At 42.1% G+C, this 22,926-nt stretch carries 17 protein-coding genes; 6 read left to right on the top strand and 11 right to left on the bottom strand.

What is annotated here, in order from left to right; genetic code table 11:
- Positions 1 to 113 precede the first annotated feature (113 nt).
- From ABFX33_RS17930 to ABFX33_RS17955, 6 genes are all read left to right on the top strand, one after another.
- Positions 114 to 1,145 (top strand): heme-binding domain-containing protein, encoded by a 1,032-nt coding sequence (locus ABFX33_RS17930; RefSeq protein WP_346087229.1) that lies wholly within the window; start codon positions 114 to 116, stop codon positions 1,143 to 1,145.
- Positions 1,111 to 1,545, top strand: coding sequence for a hypothetical protein (locus ABFX33_RS17935; protein ID WP_346087230.1), 435 nt, complete (start codon positions 1,111 to 1,113; stop codon positions 1,543 to 1,545). The genes ABFX33_RS17930 and ABFX33_RS17935 overlap by 35 nt, the downstream gene beginning before the upstream one ends.
- A 44-nt stretch (positions 1,546 to 1,589) precedes the next feature.
- The gene (locus ABFX33_RS17940) at positions 1,590 to 2,624 is read left to right on the top strand and encodes an alpha/beta fold hydrolase (RefSeq protein WP_346087232.1); all 1,035 of its coding nucleotides are present in this window, start codon (positions 1,590 to 1,592) and stop codon (positions 2,622 to 2,624) included.
- A gap of 69 nt (positions 2,625 to 2,693) precedes the next feature.
- Complete coding sequence (locus ABFX33_RS17945) at positions 2,694 to 3,092, top strand: DoxX family protein (protein ID WP_257097999.1); 399 nt, start codon at positions 2,694 to 2,696, stop codon at positions 3,090 to 3,092.
- Positions 3,093 to 3,169: 77 nt separating this feature from the next.
- A complete protein-coding gene (locus ABFX33_RS17950) occupies positions 3,170 to 4,201 on the top strand; it encodes a sensor histidine kinase (RefSeq protein ID WP_346087233.1) in 1,032 nt (343 codons plus the stop codon).
- Positions 4,182 to 4,946 (top strand): LytR/AlgR family response regulator transcription factor, encoded by a 765-nt coding sequence (locus ABFX33_RS17955; RefSeq protein WP_346087235.1) that lies wholly within the window; start codon positions 4,182 to 4,184, stop codon positions 4,944 to 4,946. Before ABFX33_RS17950 ends, ABFX33_RS17955 begins: the two co-directional genes overlap by 20 nt.
- Positions 4,947 to 5,315: 369 nt before the next feature.
- Here the strand turns inward: ABFX33_RS17955 and ABFX33_RS17960 are convergent, their stop codons facing one another.
- From ABFX33_RS17960 to ABFX33_RS18010, 11 genes are all read right to left on the bottom strand, one after another.
- On the bottom strand, positions 5,316 to 6,263 hold the full coding sequence (locus ABFX33_RS17960; protein ID WP_346087236.1) for an alpha/beta fold hydrolase: 948 nt from the start codon (positions 6,261 to 6,263) through the stop codon (positions 5,316 to 5,318).
- A 474-nt stretch (positions 6,264 to 6,737) separates the two neighbouring features.
- Positions 6,738 to 7,448 (bottom strand): 6-phosphogluconolactonase, encoded by a 711-nt coding sequence (gene pgl, locus ABFX33_RS17965; RefSeq protein ID WP_346087238.1) that lies wholly within the window; start codon positions 7,446 to 7,448, stop codon positions 6,738 to 6,740.
- Positions 7,449 to 7,465: 17 nt separating this feature from the next.
- Positions 7,466 to 8,947 carry a glucose-6-phosphate dehydrogenase gene (zwf, locus tag ABFX33_RS17970; RefSeq protein WP_346087239.1) on the bottom strand — a complete coding sequence of 494 codons (1,482 nt, stop codon included), beginning with the start codon at positions 8,945 to 8,947 and terminating at the stop codon, positions 7,466 to 7,468.
- Between the two features lie 9 nt (positions 8,948 to 8,956).
- Positions 8,957 to 10,375 carry an NADP-dependent phosphogluconate dehydrogenase gene (gene gndA / locus ABFX33_RS17975; protein WP_346087241.1) on the bottom strand — a complete coding sequence of 473 codons (1,419 nt, stop codon included), beginning with the start codon at positions 10,373 to 10,375 and terminating at the stop codon, positions 8,957 to 8,959.
- Between the two features lie 247 nt (positions 10,376 to 10,622).
- Positions 10,623 to 12,461 carry a carbon starvation CstA family protein gene (locus ABFX33_RS17980; RefSeq protein ID WP_346087242.1) on the bottom strand — a complete coding sequence of 613 codons (1,839 nt, stop codon included), beginning with the start codon at positions 12,459 to 12,461 and terminating at the stop codon, positions 10,623 to 10,625.
- 31 nt (positions 12,462 to 12,492) lie between these two features.
- Complete coding sequence (locus tag ABFX33_RS17985; RefSeq protein ID WP_346087244.1) at positions 12,493 to 14,142, bottom strand: FAD-dependent oxidoreductase; 1,650 nt, start codon at positions 14,140 to 14,142, stop codon at positions 12,493 to 12,495.
- A gap of 6 nt (positions 14,143 to 14,148) precedes the next feature.
- Positions 14,149 to 16,155: an FAD-dependent oxidoreductase gene (locus tag ABFX33_RS17990; protein ID WP_346087245.1), complete on the bottom strand. Its 2,007-nt coding sequence runs from the start codon at positions 16,153 to 16,155 to the stop codon at positions 14,149 to 14,151.
- Between the two features lie 6 nt (positions 16,156 to 16,161).
- The gene (locus ABFX33_RS17995) at positions 16,162 to 17,853 is read right to left on the bottom strand and encodes a RagB/SusD family nutrient uptake outer membrane protein (RefSeq protein ID WP_346087247.1); all 1,692 of its coding nucleotides are present in this window, start codon (positions 17,851 to 17,853) and stop codon (positions 16,162 to 16,164) included.
- 11 nt (positions 17,854 to 17,864) lie between these two features.
- The gene (locus ABFX33_RS18000) at positions 17,865 to 20,906 is read right to left on the bottom strand and encodes a SusC/RagA family TonB-linked outer membrane protein (protein WP_346087249.1); all 3,042 of its coding nucleotides are present in this window, start codon (positions 20,904 to 20,906) and stop codon (positions 17,865 to 17,867) included.
- A gap of 67 nt (positions 20,907 to 20,973) precedes the next feature.
- On the bottom strand, positions 20,974 to 22,056 hold the full coding sequence (locus ABFX33_RS18005) for a FecR family protein (protein ID WP_257091383.1): 1,083 nt from the start codon (positions 22,054 to 22,056) through the stop codon (positions 20,974 to 20,976).
- Positions 22,057 to 22,144: 88 nt separating this feature from the next.
- Complete coding sequence (locus ABFX33_RS18010) at positions 22,145 to 22,738, bottom strand: RNA polymerase sigma factor (protein ID WP_346087251.1); 594 nt, start codon at positions 22,736 to 22,738, stop codon at positions 22,145 to 22,147.
- Positions 22,739 to 22,926: the final 188 nt, after the last annotated feature.

Here is a 22,926-nt window from a genome sequence, read left to right on the forward strand (position 1 = left end):
GGTTCAACACCTAAAATTCTTTATTCAACTTTCAATATGTCCGGTTCAACGCCTTTGATCTTTTCGACTGGCATTGTTTACTCTAATTTTATCAAAACAAAAGAGAAAGTATCATGAAGCACGCAAAACAAATAAGATTATTACCCATTGTATTACTCTGTACCTTAGCAGCTTTTATAGCCTTACAGTTTTTCAATGCACCGATCGAACAAAGGCCGGTGACCGGGCCTATGAAAGATGTACCTCAAGAGGTTACTCAGATCTTAGAACGTTCCTGCTATGACTGTCATTCAAATGCGCAGCATCTCACTTTTTTAGATAAACTCGCTCCGATTTCTTGGATCGTCAATAAAGACATCAGGAGAGCCCGCGAAGTAATGAATTTTTCGGAATGGGACAAAATATCCGAAGCTGAGCAAAAGGGGAAATTCTACGCAATATTCAATATGGTTCGTGCCGAGAAGATGCCTCTTCCCTCCTATGCTATGACGCACTCGGGAGCTAAACTCTCACAAAATGAGATTGAGATCATTAAGCAGTTTGCTTTGTCTCTTTCAAAAAAAGACAGTTTTATTCCTGCACATACGAGCCCTGCGGACGCAGGTCCTAAAGTACAACTTTTGACCACTGCCATACAAGCTGAAGTCCCCGTTTCTCCCAATGGGATCAGCTATAATGCCGACTTCAAAAATTGGAAAGTGATCGGCATGAGCACACTCATTGACAACAGCATACGCGTAATCTACGGAAATGACATCGCTGTAAAAGCGATTCAGGAAGAAAATTTTCATCCTTGGCCAGATGGAAGCGCAGTGGCAAAGGCAGTTTTCAAACAGACAAAAAAAGCGAATGGTGAAATTGTACCGGGTGAATTTGTGAACATGCAATACATGGTCAAAAACGGGAAAGAATATACGGAAACTGAAGGCTGGGGATTTGCAAAATTCAATGGACAGGAATTAAAACCAACAGGAAAAACAGCATTGTTCGCACAGCAGTCATGTATCAGTTGCCACAGGCAGCTAGCGGAATCGACAGGTTATCTTTTCAATGTACCACCAAAAGTAAATTCAAGGAAATTAATTGAACAATACTTAAAAACAGCTCAAAATGAAAAAACTCTTATACATACTGCTATTCAGTAGTTTAATTTTTGGCTCATGTGCCAAAAATCCTGAAAAAGAAGCTGGAAAAATCCGCTTTATGTTTGATCCGGGAAGCCTGAAGTTTATTTCATCTTCTTTTAATCCAAACCTACAGACCATGTCTGCGCTTTATGGCAACCAAAAGGGAATTTCAGCACTGGAAACAAAACAAGGAATTATTGGAGTAGAGCTTAAGCTCGTGACCTATAGGATGCAGGATGATCCAAATTATTTTGGAAGTAAGGTCAATGGTGAGTTGTTAAGCGTCGAAACCGTTAAAACCGGTCAAATGGGAAATCTCGACTACGGAATTGAATTCGGAAAGGTTTCTTCGGATGAATCCAGCGAGCAGCGCATCAGTTCGATCCTTGATTACCAGCCCCTAAAATTACCGCAGTAATTCTCCAACGCTTAAAAATTTAAATCCACTTAAATATTGACACCATGAATATGCAACTAAATACAATAATAAAGATGCTCACATTTTCCATCATCATGATGATGGGAGCAAGAGTTTCCAAACTGAATGCACAAACCTCGGTTAATGAAAAAAAGAGCGAAACAGAAGATATGATAAATTTCCAGCAGACTAAAACTGTCCAAGCAGGACTTCTAAACGTAGGATATGCTGAAATAGGCCCAAGAAACGGTAAGCCGGTTATCCTTCTTCATGGATGGCCATACGATATCCACAGCTTTGAACAGTCCTCCGCTATCCTTGCCAAAAAGGGATACCGTGTACTGGTACCTTACCTGCGGGGGTACGGAACCACAACATTTCTTTCTCCCAAAACTATGCGAAATGGGCAACAGTCTGCGGTCGCACTTGATATCATCAAATTTATGGATGCCCTGAAAATTGAAAAGGCGATTATCGGTGGGTTCGACTGGGGGGCCAGAACCGCGGATATTATCGCAGCATTGTGGCCTGAACGTTGTTCGGCGTTGGTCGCTGTAAGTGGGTATCTTATCGGTAGCCCCAAAGCGAACGAAACCCCGCTTCCACCAAATGCCGAATTTTTATGGTGGTATCAATATTATTTCTCCACTGAAAGGGGCTATAAAGGCTATAAAGCAAATACACAGGAATTCAATAAACTGATCTGGAAAACAGCTTCACCAAAATGGAATTTTGGTGACCAGACCTATAAACGTTCCTCAAAGTCATTCGATAACCCTGACCATACGGATATTGTCATCCATAATTACCGTTGGCGGCTGGGATTGGCCAAAGGCGAAAAACAATACGACGAACTTGAAGACAAGCTCGCAAAATCTCCAGATATTATTGTTCCCACAGTGACCCTTGAAGGCGACGCAAATGGGGCTGCCTTTCCGCCGCCTGCAACCTATGCATCAAAATATAAAGGTAAGTATAAGCATCATACTTTAAACGGTGGCATCGGCCATAACCTACCACAAGAAGCACCGGAGGCTTTCGCCGATGCAATCATTGAAGCCGACACAATGACACAGTAAACAACGATTATTCATCAAAACATTATAAACAATTTTTATAACAGGTTCAAAAGGCAAAAAAAATTGATCATGCAACATTCAACTTACACAAAAATTTATCTTAGCGGGCGCATCTTTATGTCATTATGGTTTGGCGCTAGCGGTTTCTTTGAGCTGACCAGAAATCCGGTAGTCTGGGATATTACACTAAAACTTGGATATCCGGCACATTTCATTTATATACTAGGTATATTTAAAATTGTAGGAAGTATCATTTTCCTTATTCCAAATCGTTTCAATAGGATTAAGGAATGGATTTTTGCAGGGATGTTTTTTGACATCACTTTCGCTTTCCTCTCAAAGATTGTAGTGCTTGGCTTGCCTTCGGCAATCGATGCGCTAATCGCCTTTATAGTCCTGGCCGTGACGTACTACGCGTTTAACAAAATCCACTGTATTGATTACACTGGGAATTTGTCTCAAGATTAAAAAATGCTTTTTTATGAGTTTTGATTTAAATAACCCATAAAAAACATAACTTCAAACAGAAAACAACCTTCATTAAAATGTTTAAACCCAAAAAGCAAATACCTTTTGAAATTTCAGATCGCCTGATATGGATTAGTTCGATTTCATTGGGAATATTAACCTCAATCCCTAAAATTGTAGACCATCACTTTGTTGTGGCCGAAGGTATAGCCGATTTCGCTGTAACATCCGGTTTTGCCTTATTGATCTGGTATTATAATATCTATTCGATACCTGCTTATACAAAGAAAACAGGCAGTAAAAAAGTACTGTCAGGTCAGCTGTTTAGGGGATTGGGAGTGGGTTTAATATTGATGTTTTTCCTTTCTTCTATTCAATACTACATTCTATCTCACCTAAATTTCGGCCCCCAAATATTGATGTATGAGGTTAGAGGGATATTGATCAACCTAACGTTTTATATGTTTATCCATATATTATACCAGACTTATCTTAATCAACAATTCGTACGCGAACTGGAACGTTCGATGGCTGCAAATCTTGAAGCACAATATGAACTTTTAAAACAACAGGTAAATCCGCATTTTCTTTTTAATAGTCTCAACACCCTAAAATACATGGTAGAGAGCCATGATGGGCAATCGTCGGAATTTATCTTAAAACTTGCTGACTTCTACAGATTTACGCTTGGAAGTTTAAAGCTTAAAGTCCTCACATTAAAAGAAGAACTGGCCATTATGGAATCGTACGTATATCTATTGAAAGCCCGTTTTGAAGAAGGCTTTTTTGTGACACAAAATATTGGAAGTGATAGCTATGACACTTACATTCCTCCTTTTACACTGCAGCTATTAGTAGAAAACTGCATCAAACATAATATTGTTTCGTTGGAGAAACCACTTTACATTGCGATCTATCAGGAAGAAGATTATTTGGTCATTGAGAATAACTTGCAGGAAAGGAAAATTCCCGAACCTTCCACGGGAATGGGACTCAAAAATATCAATCAACGGTACCTCCATCTCACCCAGAAAAATATTATCATTACGGCAACAGACGAAAAATTCACCATAAAACTTCCCATATTATATGAACATCCTAATAATTGAAGACGAAATTAAAGCTGCGCGTTCACTTGAAAATCTGATATTACATTTGCAGCCAGGTTCTCGGATTCTGGCAAAGATCCAAAGTGTCGAAGGCGCTATAGACTATTTGTCCAATAACCCATCGCCAGAACTTATTTTTATGGACATCCAGCTTTCCGATGGTATTAGCTTTGACATCTTTAAAGCTGTCAAAATCGTATGTCCAGTAATTTTTTGCACAGCTTTCGGTGAATATGCTATGGAAGCTATCAAAGAAAACGGGATTGATTATCTGCTCAAACCATTCTCGGAAGATGATCTAAAAAATGCCTTTGAGAAAGTGCATAATTTTAAAAATATTTTCCAGAAAACCTCTGCCAATGATCTTGTAGATATAATCAGTCGGATCAACGATCAAGAAACCAAGAAAACGAGTTTCCTGGTTTTTAAAAATAATAAATACCTTACAGTCAAAACGGATGATATCGCCTATATTTATATCAACTATACCTCCCCTTCCCTTGTAACCTTTAAAGGCGAACAATATGATGTTAACCAATCTTTGGATCATTTGGGAAGCATCCTTTCCGATAAACAGTTTTTTAGACTTAACAGACAGTATCTCATCAATTTTTCTGCCGTAAAGGAAGTTGAGCATTATTTTGGAAGAAAACTCTTTGTAAAACTGACCGTTCCAACAGAAGAAAAACTTTTGATCGGCAAAGATAAAACCGCCATGTTCCTGAATTGGCTGGAAGAACGTTAGGGAAGTGCTAATATTATGTAGCATCAATGAACGATTACCACTTTACATACGCTCAATTAGGTGTAGGACGCCAGATATGAGTATTCTGGACGCGTCAACAAACAGCCCTTGATATCTTGTTGAAATAGAAAGCTTTTAAACCTAGCAGGTTCCATGGCGCCTGTTGGATTTAAAAGCTTTATCGTCACGATAATTTGTCCCTACAATACATTCAAACCCCATCAAACCGTTTCTGGGTAGCCTGTGATGTATTTCTTCTATAGGCGAGATTATCTGTCTACCTTCCAGGAATTGACAAAGAAATCGGCGAACAGCTTATTGCACTTGCACATCAGACCTGTCCATATTTCAAAGCAAAGGAAGGAAACATTATTGTGCTAAAAATGCGAGTGCTTTTGTTAAGAATGCTTCATGATTCTGATAGAAAGCCGCATGTCCAGAATCTGAAAACTCAACGAGTACAGCGTCCTCTAAATTTTGTTTCATATTATATGCATTTTGAACAGAAATTGGAAGATCCTTATCGCCATGAACGATTAGAACAGGTTTTTTAATGGTTTTAATTTCCTCAAGTGCATTTGCATCAGGTTGCGCCCATGCAAGTACCGCAGTAAATTGAGCGGTTGAGGTAGCATCACTTAGTGCCGGATCTCGATCAACAGTACGTAGATGTACACGGGCAAACGATGCTTTTCCTGCCGCAATGCTTGCTTGTGAATCAGTAAATCCAAATTTTAAGTAGGATTCTTCTGCGGTAAGTCCAGCAGTTCCTGCAACAATATTTGGAAGATTTGCGAGACCGATTGCTCCTTTAGGCCCACTATCAGCCAAAATAATCTTATTAACTATTGCTGGATCTGTTAACACAATTCTTTGGGCGACAAATCCTCCCATTGAGAATCCCATGATATTTACGGTTTCAAGGTTCATTGCTTTGATAAAATCAATAGCGTCATTAGCCATTGCTTGAACCGAATTAGGAGTTGTCCCTTTGGATGAAGCTACTCCCTTGTTATCAAAAATGATGATTTTATATTGTTTTGCGAGTCCATTGGTCACCGCGGGATCCCAATCGTCCATAGAACCACCAGTTCCTGGCAATAACACTAGAGGTGTACCTCCTTCCTTACCCCAGCTGCGATAAGCAAACTCTACTCCTTTCACGCTGATAAAGTTAGTTTTTGCATTGTTATGATTTGCCGGCGACGACTCCTGTTCTGTCGGAAATTCGTTATCATCACTACATGATATTGTTACAGCGGAAAAAAGGGATACACATAATGCTCCTGCGATTGTAAATTTTCTAATTGTTTTCATTATTATCTTTTTAAGAATGATTATAAAGCAAACTTAGATCAATCATACAGGCTAAAGAAGGATAGTATAGTTAAACCGGACCAATTAGCACTTGGATCGGACATTCCAGATGTTAAAGAAATACTGGAGCCCCTAACACTATATTTATAAGCAGAATCATGGCAGTTAGTTTAAAGTAACTGAAAATGTAGCATTATGCTAATTTCAAAAGTATGGTTCGAGATTAAACGGAGATCACACTTCCAGACAAATAGTACGCGTTAACGTTGGCCAGTACATAATCATTATCAATAAATTAGAACGAGCTGTACATCCCAGCCTACATCGCTTTCCAGCTAATATTGTGTGGATCGGTAAAAAGCGTGCAAGATGATTGGATCCTGCTGTTAAAGCAGAAAATGGGAAATAAAAAAGCTCCCTTATTAATCGATAAGGGAGCCTTTTTAGCTAAATGTCCACTATAGTTAAATGATATTAAATTCCAGCTTCTTTATCGGTAAAAATCTGGACTCCTGCTTTGTCTTCAATTAACTGTAGCGGATATAGTTCAGGATTATATACACCATTAAGAACTTCATTCAAAGCGTTTTTCTTGGATTTACCAAATGTAACAATCAGAATATTTTCAGCTTTATTGATAATAGGTTCAGTCAAAGTAATTCTGAACATTGCCTGTGGCTTTAGATAGTAGGCATCAACCCATTTTTCTTTTTCTTGTAAAATCTTTTCACCTGGAAACAGAGAAGCTGTGTGGCCATCATCTCCCATTCCTAAAAGGATGAAATCAAAAATACCGTCATCTCCCAAAACATTTCTGATCTGAGCTTCGTATTCTTTAGCGTAATTTTCAGGCTCAATTCCCGCTTTATACATGGGAAAAATCTGATTTTTATTGACTGGAACCTTATTCAAAAGCACTTCCAAAGTCATCTTAAAATTACTTTTATCATCTTCAAGAGGAACCCATCTTTCATCTACCCAAAAAAAATGGATTTTGTTCCAAATTATTTTATCTGCGTACTCGGGCGTAGCTAATAAACTAAAAATGGCTTTCGGTGAAGAGCCACCACTCAACGCAACCACAAACTTATCATGCTTCTGGATTGCTTTTGTCGAAAGCTCAACAAATGTATCTGCTGCTTTTTTATATAAAGCATCCAGGTTATCAAATATCGTAATATTCATTCTCTTTTAATTAGATTTTAAACCCACTGATGTCCCTGCCGCTCCACCAGTGCATCACTGTCATCAGGTCCCCAGTTTCCCGAAGCATAATTTGGGAAAGAAGGGTCTTTGGTTTTTTCCCAGGTTTCCTGAATCGTTTTTATCACATCCCAAGCTTCTTCTACCTGATCAGAGCGCATAAACAGTGTAAGGTCGCCCACAAGTGCTTCCAATAAAAGCGTTTCATAAGCTTCGGGCGTATCCGTCTGACAGGCAAAATTATCGAAAATCATTTCTACAGGTTTAAGCTGTAAAGACAAGCCTGGTTTTTTAGACATAAACTGTAATCTGATGTCCATTTGTGGCTGGATATTAATAATCAATCGGTTTGCCGACAGCAGCGAGCTGCTTTCTGAAAATGTAGAATTTGGAAGTGGCTTAAACTGAATTGTTATATAAGAATGCTTTTCTTTCATCTTCTTCCCGGTACGAACATAAAAAGGAACATCCTCCCATCTTTCATTATCCAGGTAAAACTTAATAGCGACAAATGTTTCGGTATTGGAGTCATGAGCAATTCCCTCTTCCTGGCGATAGCCATTTACTTTTAGCCCATTTACTTTGCCTCGTCCGTACTGTCCCCTTACCGCATAATGATCTACTTTGTCGGGAGAAATCCTACGGATGGATTTTAAAACATCAACTTTACGATCCCTGATCTCTCCTGATTCAAGTGAAGCCGGAGCTTCCATAGCAACCATACAAAGAATTTGCAAAAGATGGTTCTGAATCATATCGCGCAAAGCTCCTGTCTGCTCATAAAAACTGGCTCTTGTCTCCACGCCTACTTCTTCGGCAACGGTAATCTGCACCGATTCGATATGTCTGTGATTCCAAAGAGGTTCAAAAATTGAATTTCCGAACCTGAACGCCAAAATATTCTGAACGGTTTCTTTACCTAAATAATGATCGATACGATAAATCTGTTCTTCCTGAAAAGTTTGTGAAAGTAGATTATTGAGCTCAATGGCAGATGCTTTATTGTGACCAAAAGGTTTTTCGATAATAATTCGATCTGTTGCAGGATCAGATGCTATTGATGTATTTTTAAGATGATTTGAAATGACCGAGACAAAGTTTGGTGCAATCGACAAATAGAAAAGTCTGTTTCCCCTCATTCCGTACACTTTATCAAAATTTTCCAGTTTCTGATATAAATTCCGATAAGAGCTTTCTTCATCAAGCTGATGCTGAAAATAGCTGATGTGAGCCTGAAAACCTGCCCAGTCTTCCTTGATTACAGCCTTCCTGGAAAAACTCTCCAGATTTTCTTTAATATAAGCCCTGAATTTTTCATCCGTATTTTCGGCCCTTCCTAAAGCTAAAATATTAAAACCTTTTGGCATTCTGCCATCGATATATAAATTGTAGAAGGCAGGAAAAAGCTTTCTTTTTGCTAAATCCCCTGTTGCACCAAAAATAACGATGGTTGTTGGATGCAGGATTGTATTGTCACTCATTGTTAGGATTTAGTTATTTGGGTTTTGCCATGACGTATGAAAGACTCCTGCTCTGTCAGTTCTTTGGTAAGTGTGTGCACCAAAATAATCACGCTGCGCCTGAAGCAGGTTTACAGGTAAAGATGCTGTGGTGTAAGCTTCGAAATACCCAAGGGCCGACTGAATTCCTAAGCTTGGAATTCCGTTTGATACAGTAAAAGCAGCTGTTTTTCTTAATGAAGAAATTTTATCTTTTACAATTCCTGCAATTTCCTGATCCAATAAAATATTAGATAAGTTCTCGTCTTTTGAATAAGCCAGATAAAATTTTTCCAATAAAACCGAACGGATGATACATCCACCCCTCCAGATTTTAACAACATCTTTTAACGGAATTTCAAACTGATATTCTTCAGAAGCTTTTACCAATAGTGCCAAACCTTGCGCATAACTGATTAAAGTAGATAAATACAAAGCTTCCCCCACCTCTTTGATGAACAATTCTGTATTTTCAGGAGTTTTTACTTCTTCCTTAGCATATAATTGAGAAGCTTTCACGCGCTCATCTTTGTAAGCGGATAAAATTCTTGATGTGACTGCAATATCGATTGTTGGAATAGACACCCCAACTTCCATAGCCTCCTGGGAGGTCCATTTTCCGGTTCCTTTTGCTCCTGCTTTATCCAAAATCTTGTCGACAAGATAACCGTCTGTTACATCATCTTTTTGCTGGAAAATATCTCTTGTTATTTCGATAAGGAAAGAATTCATCTCGCCTTCATTCCATCTTTTGAAAACTTCATACAATTGTTCATTGTTAAGATTAGCTCCTTTTCGCAGTAAATCGTATGCTTCACTGATCAATTGCATGATGGCATATTCAATACCGTTGTGAACCATTTTAACATAATTCCCTGCAGCTCCTTTTCCCATATAAGCGGTACAGGGCTCCCCGTTTACTTTTGCTGAAATAACTTCCAGCATAGGCTTCACCAAATTGAAAACTTCCAAATCTCCACCCGGCATAATACTCGGTCCTCTTCTTGCGCCCTGCTCTCCTCCAGAAACTCCCATTCCCATAAAATGCAGGTTTTTAGAAGCTAAATCAGCTATACGTCTCTCGGTATCTTTGAAATAAGAATTTCCCGCATCAACGACAACATCTTTTGGACTCAGAAGTGGTGTTATGCTTTCAAGAACAGCATCAACCGGTTTGCCTGCAGGAACCATCAAAATAACTTTTCGCGGACTGTCTAGACTCAACACAAATTCCTCTAGAGAAACAGTTCCAACAACCTTTGTACCTGAAGCCACTCCTTTACGAAGTTCTATTACCTTTTCTTCATCTAAATCGAATCCTACGACAGAGAAACCATTATCGGCAATATTGTAAAGCAGATTTCTTCCCATTACACCCAGACCAATGACCCCGTAATTATACTTTTCCATTCTTACTTAAAGTTTATGTTATGCATCAAAATTACTGAAATGCATGCCAGTAAAAAAATTATCTAAAATTTTCTTTCAATTGTGACATTTTTATCATCAACTGGACATGTTGAGAAACTCCAGATAGCCAGTCACATTATGATGCGGATGAGATTCGAGCACTCTTTTAAACTTTAAGATGGTAGCTTCAAATACAGGAACTACTTTACTTACCGTGCTATCACTATGTACGGTACCAATAAGGCTGCTAGCGATCCACCAAAACTTTCACTGATTCGCCATTTTGGTCGATAAATGTAGTCTGCGTTTTAAATAATTGATACCACTTTCGGAACGTACCTATAAATACAAGCAGCATCAGGAGCATGGCCAATATCGCCAGTGAAGCTAATAGGAGTTGCCCTTTGGGCAAATAAATATCCACTACCTGCAGATAGCCTGCCCAAAAGGTGATACCGGCCATAAATACGCCTGGTATCGCCGTAAATAAAGCATATTTCTTCCTATTCATCCGAATAAGCATTGTCGTACAGACAATAAGGCCACAGGCAGCCAATAGCTGGTTGCTAATGCCAAACAAGGGCCAGATACTGCTTACATTGCCGGTAAAAACAAGATAGCCCCAGGAAAAGGTGAAAAGAGCACTGCATAGCCAAACGCCGGGTTTCCAATCTTTGTCTTTAAAAGCTGGAAAGACATTGCCCAGCATTTCCTGCAAAAAGAATCGTCCGACCCGCGTCCCGGCATCGATAGCCGTAAGGATAAACACGGCTTCAAACATAATGGCAAAATTGTACCAGTAAGCCATCACATCGTTCATAAAGGGAACTTTATCAAAGATATGGGCCATCCCCACGGCAAGGGAAACAGCTCCGCCTGTACGACCATGGAGGTCTACTCCTATCCGATCTGAAAAATGCTGTAGATCCACGGCTTTTAATTCGGGATGCCGTGCCAGAAAATTTGCATAATCGCTGACTGGTGTGTTGATCGCAAAATAGTCGCCCGGTAACAGGGTGCATGCTGCGATCAAGGCCATTAAGGCCACAAATCCTTCCACCAACATCGCGCCGTAGCCTACAAAAAGTATCTCTTTTTCGGTGCCCAGCATCTTAGGTGTCGTGCCTGTGGCAATAATCGCATGGAAACCCGAAATTGCCCCACAGGCGATCACGATAAAAATAAATGGCAGCACAGGCCCGCCGATCACAGGGCCGCCGCCCTGAATAAAATTGGTCAGCGCAGGCATTTGGATTATCGGATGCACAAAGACAATGCCCACGGCCAGCATCAGAATCGTGCCAATCTTGAGATAGGTGGAAAGGTAATCCCTTGGAACAAGAAGCAGCCAGATGGGTAGCACCGAAGCCAAAAACCCGTAAATAGCAATCGCAATCGAAATGGTCTTGACATCCCAATCAAAAAGGTTGTAAATGACCGGAATCTCCATCAAACGATGGCCTGCAATGATGCCCACGATCAATAATATTCCCCCTAATATACTGGCCAAGGTAACGGATCTGGCTCTATAGCGCATCAATAGTCCCATAAATATGGCAATCGGCATGGTCAGAATAATGGTAAATAAGGACCAAGGTGCCTCATGCATGGCGCTGATACAGGCAAGGGAAAGGCCTGCCAAGGTCAGGATCAGGATGAACAGAACGGCTATACCGGCTATACCGCCCACAACGGGACCGATCTCCTTGGACGCAATGGTAGCCAGGCTCTGCCCTTTGTGCCTTACCGAAGCAAATAGCACAACCATATCGTGCACCCCTCCGCCCAGGACACAACCAATCAAAATCCAGAGTGCACCGGGAAGATAGCCAAACTGGGCCGCAAGTACTGGCCCTACCAATGGCCCTGCAGCAGCTATGGCAGCAAAATGATGTCCAAACAACACCTTGCGGTCTGTCTTGACATAATCATGGCCATCGGCAAACTCGACTGCTGGCGTCGTGATGGCATCGTTGAGCCGGAGTACTTTCTGCGCCATAAAGACCCCGTAAAAACGGTAGGAGATTGCAAAAATTAAAATTGATGCAAAAACCAGTGTAAGGGCATTCATATGATCTAAATCCATCCTATATCCAGTATAATTCTATTTCAATATATTATTTTTTTTCCAATACTTGGCCCGACTCCAGCAGTTGTTTTTTTAACATGCCGTAATCCACGTGCTGCACACCCCCATCATTATCAAGCGCTAATACCGCAGCAGCTCCTGCGCTCTGCCCCAATACCATAAATACGGGCTCCATACGGATAGAACCAAAGGCAATATGCGAACTGGAGAGGCAGACCGGAACGAGTAAATTGCTGCATTCATCGCTTCTTGGGATAATCGATCCATAGGAAATGGCGTAAGGTGCTGGCACATGGACACCAATATCGCCCTCATTCTGGACAAATCCTTCTTTGGTCACATAGCGTTGGGTATTGTGCGAATCCAAGGTATATGAGCCCATGCCAATCGGATCTTCTACTTTGCGCTTGCCCAAAATATTGTGTTCGGTCGTCACATAGTGTCCTAGCATCCGCCTGGCTTCTCGTATATATAATTGCCAAGGCCAATTGTCATTATCTTCAAATTCATCTTTTGCCAGCCCCCATTCGGCCATCTTTGTCCTGATTGCTGTTGGGACGGAAGGATCATTGGCCATAAAATAATATAGGCCCTGTTGATACCGGCGATGGGCTTCGATAATGGACTTGCGTTCGGCATAGCTTGCTTCGGGATAATTATAATTCATCCCAATAAAATCTGTGCTGAACGGACCATGGTTATTGGCATCGGTCTTATGGTTGGGCACCAGATCAAATTTTTGAAAGGCTTCGTCCCAGCCCGCGCGGAATAAACGCTGCAGCAAGACATAATACTGCGGATCGTAGGCAATAGGTTTGGCAAAGGGCTTCCGATTGCGGGCATCATTGGTCAGGCACATGCGGAAGCAATAGGCCTGCAGCTTCTGATCTGCCTCGCCATATTGCCCAGGATCTTGTGCTGAAACGCCGTATACCAGGCCGCTGCTCGGATCTCCCTCGCGCTTGTAGGGGCTGATCTGAGCGATAAAGTGGTGCCTGTGCTGAAAGACTCCGGTCTGAACACCATTCCACTGCTCCTCATAGGTGTGGTTGGCCTCCCGCCCGATCGTGTAACTGACTTTGGCCAGCGCCATCAGATCACCTTCATAAGTGGCATCAATAAATATCTTCGCTTCATAGATCTTTCCGTCTACCGTTTTAATGGTCTTGATGGTTGTGCCTTCTTTAACGATAGCACTTTCCTGCCGATCTAAATATGCCCCACGAACAACATCAATCTGATGATCCCGCACCCAAGAATCAAAAATGTCCTCGGCTACATGGGGTTCAAAAATCCACATCGTCCGATGCGCACTATCCATCGCGACGGTGCCCTGTCCACGATTGCCAAAGGAGGCCCGGGATTGCCAATTCCAGCTCGACTCCCTGGAGTAATGGTTATATACATCCTGGTAGAATTTTTTGGCCAGACCACCAATAACTGCTTTATTGCCAGTATCGGTATAACCCAGTCCACCTGAACTCAGACCTCCCAAATGCTGATCTGGTGATAAGAGAAGCACAGATTTGCCGGCCTGTTTTACTTGCAATGCAGCGGTGATGGCTGCCGGTGTACCGCCGTAAACGACCACGTCTACCTTCGTGGTCGAATGCTGGGCCTCAACCTGCAGAAAAGCCAAGACAAACATTAATTTTAACCCTATTTTTATCTTTTGCATATGTACTTAATTTTGGTCTGAGACGGGAACCCACAAGATGGCATTTGCAGCCAATATGCCTTTTGCGTCCGAGGTAATCTCAACATAGGGCTTACTTCTTCCCTTTTCAAAAGCATATTCGCCGAGCGCTACCCAAGTACTTGTGGTCTGTCCGAGAATATTGACTTCCTTAAAATTTATTGTTTTTTCGATCCTTGTCTTCCCTGTATGGATAATGAATGTCCCCCTCTCGGCGCTTTCGGCGGTTCTAGGAAAATAGCTGTACAGCATATATTTTCCACCGGCAAAATCTTTACCGGGAGTAAAACGGGCCATGGCCCCGGGGTTGCTGTCGGCTTCCTGGTAACTCATGCCATAACCTTTTTTTGCGGATTTACGCCAATTTCCTTTCAACATAACCTGATCTTTATCGTCTACATGAATGATATAATCGGCACTACGGCCATCTGCCTTTGGGTTGTCACGCAATATTTTTTGCACGCGTCTTATATCAACATCCTGAACGGCAGTTTTGTTGTCAATTGCCTCGCAGGCTGCCACAGCAGCGGACTGCCCCAGCACCATAAATACAGGCTCCATGCGAATGGAACCAAAGGCGATATGACTTGCCGACAGGCACACCGGGACCAAAAGATTATTGATCTCTTCTTTTTTGGGGACGATCGCTCTGTAGGAAATCGGGAAGGGAGAAAATCCGCCAACCTCAACGTTCCCTTCATTTTTGACCATGCCATTGACGATCACTCGATCACAATTGTGCGAATCCATGGTGTATGCGGCATAGCCTACCCCATCGAACACGACTTTTCGGCCCTGACAGTGGTCTTGGGTCATGACGACATCACCAATCATCCTTCTGGCTTCGCGGATATATAATTGCGGTGACCAATGTCCATTGTCAGGATATTCGTCTTTGGGGTAGCCCCATTTTTTGAATTCGCTTCGGATCGGCTCCGGCACCGAACGATCGTTTGCGACAAAATATAAAAGACCTTTGGTGTAATCTTCATGGGCCTGAATAATCTCTTTCCGTTCGAAAAAATCGGCTTCAGGGTAACGCCAGTTCATGCCAATCATATCTGTTGAAAATCCATTTCTATTATTGATATCAGTCTTTCCATTGGGCATAAGACTCCAGATAAATACGTCTTGGATACTCTTCCAGGGCTGTATCTCCTTTTGCCGCTTTAAGAGTTCATAGTTGGTTGCGTCGTAATTGTGGGGTTTGGTGATTGCTATTCTGTTTTCAGGGACATTGGTCAATGTGATCCGATAATTATAGGCTTGAACCTTGGCGTCTCCCGTTCCATTTTCTTTTAAGGGCCCCGTATTGATCCCCCATAAAACACCGCTCCCGGGATCACCTTTTATCTTATAGGGATCTACACCGTCCGGAAACTGATGACCATCAAGCAATTGCACTCCGTTAATCGTTTCACCATAGGTGCTATTCGACTCCCGCCCCACATGGTAGGACACGCCAGCTTTGGCCATAAGATCGCCCTCATAGCTACAGTCCATAAAGACGTTGGCCGTAACCGTTATATTTTTGCCTTCCCTGCTTCCACTCGGAAGCAAAGTTATGCTTTTGATGGAACGATGCGCAGTCTCTACACCTATCAAACGATGCCCCATCAGTGTTTGTGTGCCAGCATGTGCCAGATAGTCCTTAAAAATAGATTCAGCAACCTTGGGTTCAAAAATCCATTGTTCAAAGCTGCCATAGTGCTTGCCCATTTTGCGGTAAAAATCAAGGGCGAGCCCGGTGACGACATATTTATTCCCGATATCCGTCTGCCCCAATCCACCAGAACTGAGCCCACCTACCCGTGTGCCCGGATCAATCAGTAACACTGATTTTCCTGCCTGTGAAGCTGTGTAGGCGGCTATTACTCCGGCTGAAGTGGCACCATAGATACATAGATCTACCTTTCTGTCGGTCTGCCCTTTGACTACATGCCAAAACATAGTCAAAAGGCCAATGGTCATTAAAAGTGTTTTTCTCATCATCATTGGAATTTAATAGCCTGGATTTTGTTCCAGGTTTTTATTGGTTACAATTTCAATATTCGGGATCGGCCAAAGGTAATTCTTGTTGGGATCGAACTTGCGTAACTCGATAACCCGCATGTCTTTCTGATTAGCAACATTTTTATAATTCACGTAACTATCTTCATCGATCGTCGGCGCATTGGCCAGCAAGCCTTTTGGAATGCGGCCATAGAATGTTGAATTCATGAATTTATCGGCCAGTTTCCAACGCCTCAAATCGACCAGACGAAAGCCCTCATTGGTCAATTCATAAAGTCTTTCTTTGCGTACGATCTCGCGCAGCTCAATTTGCGTTTTACCGCTGGATATTACTGGCATGTCAACGCTAGGACGCTGCCGAATACTGTTGATCGCATCATACACCGTTTGGTCGATCTTATTGCTTTCGATCATCGCCTCGGCATAAATCAACAAAACTTCAGCATATCGGCTCTGAATAATATTTAACTCCGATTCCATGGTAAAATCCTTGTCTTTGATATCGACATATTTTTTCCAGCAATAACCAGAAAAGGTCGCATAGGCATTGATCGCGTCCTGATTTTGGATGCGTACTGCCGTAGAAATATTGTAGCTGTAGTTCCAGCAGGTTATGCTATCCTTATGGGTCTCAAACTGAAAACCAAAAAACGTGCTGCCGGGAAGAGCAATGGTATAACCCAGACGCGGGTCCCGATTGGCAAATGGTTTTTTAGGATCAAATCTGGAAGATTTATCAATGGCAAATCCGTCGGTACAGAGATAACTATCAACAACGGATTGTGACGGAATTTTGTTGGAAGTTCCCTGTGCGTTGCGTGACAGAAATCCGCGCGTAGCACTGTGGGTCTTTGTTTTTTGTAATCGTAGATATTGAAAAGCAAAAATAATCTCCTTGGATGCCTCTCCATCATAGGTGAACAATTGGCCGAAGTCGGGGTGTAAGGCGTATACTTTCAGGTCCATGACTTCTTTGGCAGAACGCGCTGCTTCTTCCCACAGCCCATTATTGAGTGCTGCCCGAGCCCGTATGGCCAAAGCCGCTCCTTTGGTAGCGCGTCCTACGTCTGCCGAGCCATAGCTCACCGGCAAGATAGCTGACGCTTCAGCAAGTTCTTTGAGGATGAATGCTGCAATTTCGGCCTTTGCTGTTTTGGGGACATTGGCCTCCGCCAGGCTCAGGCCGCTCGTCACTAAAGGCACTCCGCCGAAATAATCAATCAAATATTGGTAGACATAGGCCCGGATAAACTGTATCTCTGCTTTATAACGCTTTTGAAGATTGGCATCCATCTTTCCATCCAACTTCTGGATATTGTCGAGTATAAAATTACATTTGCCAATGACCTTATAGGAATTGGTCCAGATATTCCGGATGTAACCATTGTTGCTGTCGTGATCACCTCTTCCCACAGCCTGTAAATCAGAGGTATTACGATCCCACCCAATATCGGTGGCATCATCAAGTGTGAGGTTGATAGGCATGTCGTCCGTGGGATGAAATGCCAGGGCACTGTACAAACCATTGACAACCAATGTCAGCTCATCCTGATTTTTGAAATAATTTTCGTCCGAAGGACCATCCAAGGGAGATCTGTCCAGGTATTTTTCGCATGCCCCCACCAAAAGGAGAACTGCAATCGATAGCGTATATAATACGAATTTATTTAGAGTTTTCATACATGCCAAGTTTATAATGTAATATCCAATCCAAAAGAATACACCTTTACCTGTGGGTAAAAGTTACCATAGCCTACAGGTGCTTCGACGTCATAACCGTCCCAAAACTTGTCTACGCTGAATAGGTTTGAGCCATTGACAAATACCCGGAACCTATTCAGTCCGATAGACTTTAGCAGGTCCGCCTGGAATGAATAGCCGAGCTGCAAATTCTTCAGCCGAAGGTAGGCAGCATTTTTCATCCAAAACTGGGAGGACTGCTGGTTGTTATTCTGTCCGAAAGCCAGGCGCGGATATTTAGCAGCAGTATGGTCAGGCGTCCATCGGTCTTTATTGTCCTCACGGATCGTCCCCCCAATTGCCCCCGTCGTTGTAAAAGGCTGTATACCTGCACCATAGAGGTAACCATCGGCTTTTCCCACACCCTGCAACAGAAAACTGAGGTCGAATCCTTTGAAACTGAAGTTAGAATTGAGCGAATAGGTATATCGTGGAATCGTACTCCCGATAATGACCTTATCGGATTCATTAACTACGCCATCGCCATTTTGATCGCGATATTTGAGGTCTCCCGGAGCCAAGGTACCAAACTGTGTGGCATGCGCTTTCACTTCGTCGGTCGTCTGGAAAAAGCCTTCCGAAACATAACCAAAGATCGAGTTAATGGGGTAGCCTTCCCGATTGACCGTTAGACCAGTCTGATTGATTCCCCGCATATCCAACACTTTGTTTCTGACATCAGAGAGGTTAAACGTAAAATTATATTTAAAGGCTTTGCCCGGATCACTCCGATAGCCCATGGAAAGTTCCCAACCTTTATTTTCGACCACGCCCGCATTTTGATAAGGCTTATTCAAACCAATGATGAGCGGGATGTCCAGCTGTAATAATATATCGCTGGTTTTTCTGTTGTATAGATCTGCGGTAATAGTCCATCGCTTAAATAGGGTAAGATCAATCCCGATATTTTTCTCCTCAGTAGACTCCCATGTAATATCAGGATTGGACATATCATTTAGCGCTGCCGTATTAACGATGCCATTGCCCAATGTATACGAACCTAGGTTTAAAGATGCCACGGCCGGATAGGTCCCGATATTCTGATTTCCCAGTTTACCCCATGATGCCCTGATTTTTCCTTCTGTAAGCCAGCCCTTGGATGCGGTTAGGAACTGCTCCTCAGAAAAACGCCATCCTGCAGATGCCGACGGAAAAAAACCATAACGATTACCTTTGGCAAATCTGGACGAACCATCGTAGCGTGCATTGAGTTCCAAAAGATAACGATCTTTGAAAACGTAATTGATCCGGGAAAATAAAGATTGTAACGCCCACTCGGAAGCACTTCCCGTAGCTGACTGATTCAGTGCCGACCCAGCATTGAGCACTTCATAGTCAGGGAGAACATAGGTGTCCCTAAAACCCTGAGTGTAATCAATCTTGTAGTCTTCGCGCGAACCACCAATCAATGCTTTAAACTGATGTGGACCAAAATCCCTGTTTAGCGTAAGGGTCGCTCGCATATTATTAAAAAGTTCCTGGCTATTGTACTGGGTAAGTGCTGTACGCACAGGGACCGAGAAGCTCGGCGTACCGTCTGGAAAATAGGACTGCACTGCTTTTCGGAAATTCTTATTTACCTGCGTCGCATATTTCGGTGCATAATTGACCTCGGCAGTCAACCATTCCTTGGGTCTGTAGATCAATGATGCGTTGATACTACCAAATGGACTTTTGTTGGTCGCAACACCGCCATCTGCAGCCGCCGAGACGGGATTATTACCATTCCAACCTAGTCCCCAGCTACCATTAGAATTTCTAAAGGATTGATTGGCGGGAATACTGCTCATCCACTGAAAAAGCTCTTCAATACTCGCTGCGGGTGAGGTGACGATCGGATTGACGTATTGAAAGTCAAATTTAACGGCGAGCTTATCTGAGAATTTAACATCCACGTTGTTGCGGATAGTATAGCGCTTAAACGAACTATTCAGTGTCAACCCCTTCTGGTCGAAATAACCGACCGAAGTCAGCATTTTTACTTTATTTGTGCCTGCATTTACTGTCACAAAATGGCTTTGCTGAAATCCATTCCCCTGCAACGATTCCTTTTGCCAATTGGTATTGGGATACTCGTCCGAACTACCATTGCCCTGACTTCGATAGGCGGCAATGATATCCTCTGGATATAATGGACTCGCACCAACATTGGTATACGCTTCATTAGTCAGCAGCATATGATCCAGGGCATTGACGATTTTGGGCATATTAGTCGCCGACTGCCAACCGAAATAATTATTGTAGGCAATAGCGACTTTATCAGAACTTCCCCTTTTGGTCGTGACCAAGATGACACCATTGGCGGCTCTCGAACCGTAGATCGATGCGGAGGCGGCATCTTTTAATATGGAAATATTCTCTATTAAATTGGGGTCGATATTATTGATAGAGCCTTCGATCCCATCAATCAGCACTAAAGGTGCTGCGTTGCCAAGTGTACCGATACCGCGGATACGGATATCCGCACCGTCCGCTCCCGGCTTGCCAGAACGCTGTGTGACGGTGACTCCCGAGGCCATGCCCTGAAGGGCCGAAGAGGTTTGCCCTGCGGGCCTATTGTTCAGATCTTCTCCCGATACGGCGGAAACAGCGCCCGTCAAATTGACCTTTTTCTGAACACCATAGCCGACGACAACAACTTCGTCTATCATTCCGGTATTTGGTTTCAGACGGATAAGCACGGTGTTTTTGCTGGTAGCGGTTGCCACAAAATGCTTAACAGAATCGGTATCGTAGCCGAGATGGTGGGCATAGATCGTATAATTTTCGCCAGCAACAAGCGGGGTTAAAACAAACAATCCGTTGTTATCGGCCACAAAGTGGAGTTTTTTACTGCTCTTCTCGTGGACAAGATCAATAGTTGCACCGGGTAATGTATTACCTTCGTTGTCTACTATTTTACCATTTACTTTCAGGTTTGATTGCGCAAATCCTACAGAAAAGTATGGAAATAGCAATCCCACGAGCATTAATTTGATTAGAATATGCTTCATAATTGTTTACAGTTGGTTACTCTGGTTTATATGTTGGTTTATTTTTCTGCGTCGGGTTGATTCTATCCTACTGTACGTCCTCCTTTCTTCCCGAATTACTGATGTTGACAATACCATTTTTCACTTGGAATGTACAACCGTTCAATTGGCAGAAGCTGGTCAAGAAATTGGCTAGCGATTCTTTGCTATTTAAACTTCCTGTAAATGAACTGTTGAGTAAATCAGGATTATCGCATATAATCGAAACGTCATAAAGGCTTTCGATTACTCTTAGGAGTTGAACGTTTTTGGTTTGATTAAATTTGACGGACTGATTGGTCCATTCTACATTGGCGGTTAGATGTGGAATGAGTTTTCTTAACTCCTTATCCACACGGGCAGGCTGAGATTTTGTCAATTCGGGCTCCGAAAACTTAATCATCTGCTGAAGTTTTAAGTTAACCAATACTTCTTCTTTTGGTTGGAGGTATATTAAATTTCGGCTATCTGCCGTAACTGATCCGACAGATATTTTGCCCTCCATTAGTTTTATTAGTACATGATCGGTATCCTTGGGGTCTACGCTAAATATGGTGCCTAAGGCAGTGGTCAAATATCCTCTGTAATTGACTTGAAAAGGTGCATTTTTGTTTTTGTGCACCTTGTAAATAACCCGACCTTGCACCTGCTGTACATCGCGGTGGCCTTGGCCGCTGTATTCGAATCCGATTTTAGCCTGTGGATAAAGGATAACAGTCGTACTATCAGGAAGCTGAGCATAGATCGTATAAGCATTTTTATTTTCATACCAAGTGACCTGGTCCTTGATTGAGGTAGAGAAATTTTTCAAAAAGAGAACCGACAGTACACAGAGTAGAACGGCGGCACAGGAAGCCCAGACCCACGGGCTTATGCTCCGGATTGGTGTAGGCTTGGGCGGATCTACGGCATAGATATGATCGAGCACTTTTCGATGAACAATGCTTAAATCTGGCAAGTGAATCTGTTGTACTACTTGTCCTTCATCCTGATCCAGCATCTCAGCGATCCATAATTCCAGAATTGCAGCATCCATCTCGGCCATTTCGTCAAAAAATGACTCATAATACTGCGCCTCCAAGCGGTTGTGGATATACGCCAACAATTGATCTTTAAAGGATTGCTCTTTCAAAATTTTCTATAATTAGTTCAATACATTGCTGTATTTGTTACTCTATACGTTTGGCAAAGAGAATCACACTATTGCTTTTTTATTTTTTTTATAGCTTAAATAAAAAGGCCGCAAAAAGACTGATTATATACTCATCTCGGTAATTTTCCTGAATATATTTTTTGATATCCTTGAGTGCGCTCACCAATTGATTGCTCACTGTAGATACTGAGATACCCAGTAAATCGGCTATTTCTTTGTAACTTTTTTCCTCAAATTTATTGAGCATCAGAATCTCCTTTCGTTTGGGGCTCAGGGAGTCGATTGCATTGTTCAGCATCTGCTGTTTATCTTTGAAAAACAGTTTTTCTTCGGTATGATAATACAGTTCTATGGCTGAAGCCCATATTTCCAATTGAAGTGCCTTGTCTCTTTGCACTTTTCGAAAAAAATCCATGGCCAAATTATCCGAAATATGATTGAGAAATGAGACAAATCCCTTATTAGGGTCAATCTTTTCACGTTGGAGCCATATTTTGGTAAATACTTCCTGTAAGATTTCTTCCGCAACAGTTTGATCTTTGACCAGTTTGATCAATCTAATATAGATCTTTGGAGAATAATGGAAATAGATTTCATTAAACGAATTGAGGTCTCCATTTTTAAGTTTTTCCAGTATAGCAGCTTCTTTAGGAGATTTCATTTGGCAAATTCATATAATTGGTACGAACGTCGATGAATATAATGATAAATTTACTAAATCAAAATCATTGGTACCATAAATAAAATTTTATATTTCCTATTGATTGGCTTGCTCTCTTTTAAAACATTGTTTTCGACTGCAGAAAGATTCCTCATGTCCTACTTCGCGTCTTTAATTAAAAATTGATT

This window comes from Sphingobacterium ginsenosidimutans (genome assembly GCF_039536865.1).
GTDB classification, from domain to species: Bacteria; Bacteroidota; Bacteroidia; order Sphingobacteriales; family Sphingobacteriaceae; genus Sphingobacterium; species Sphingobacterium detergens.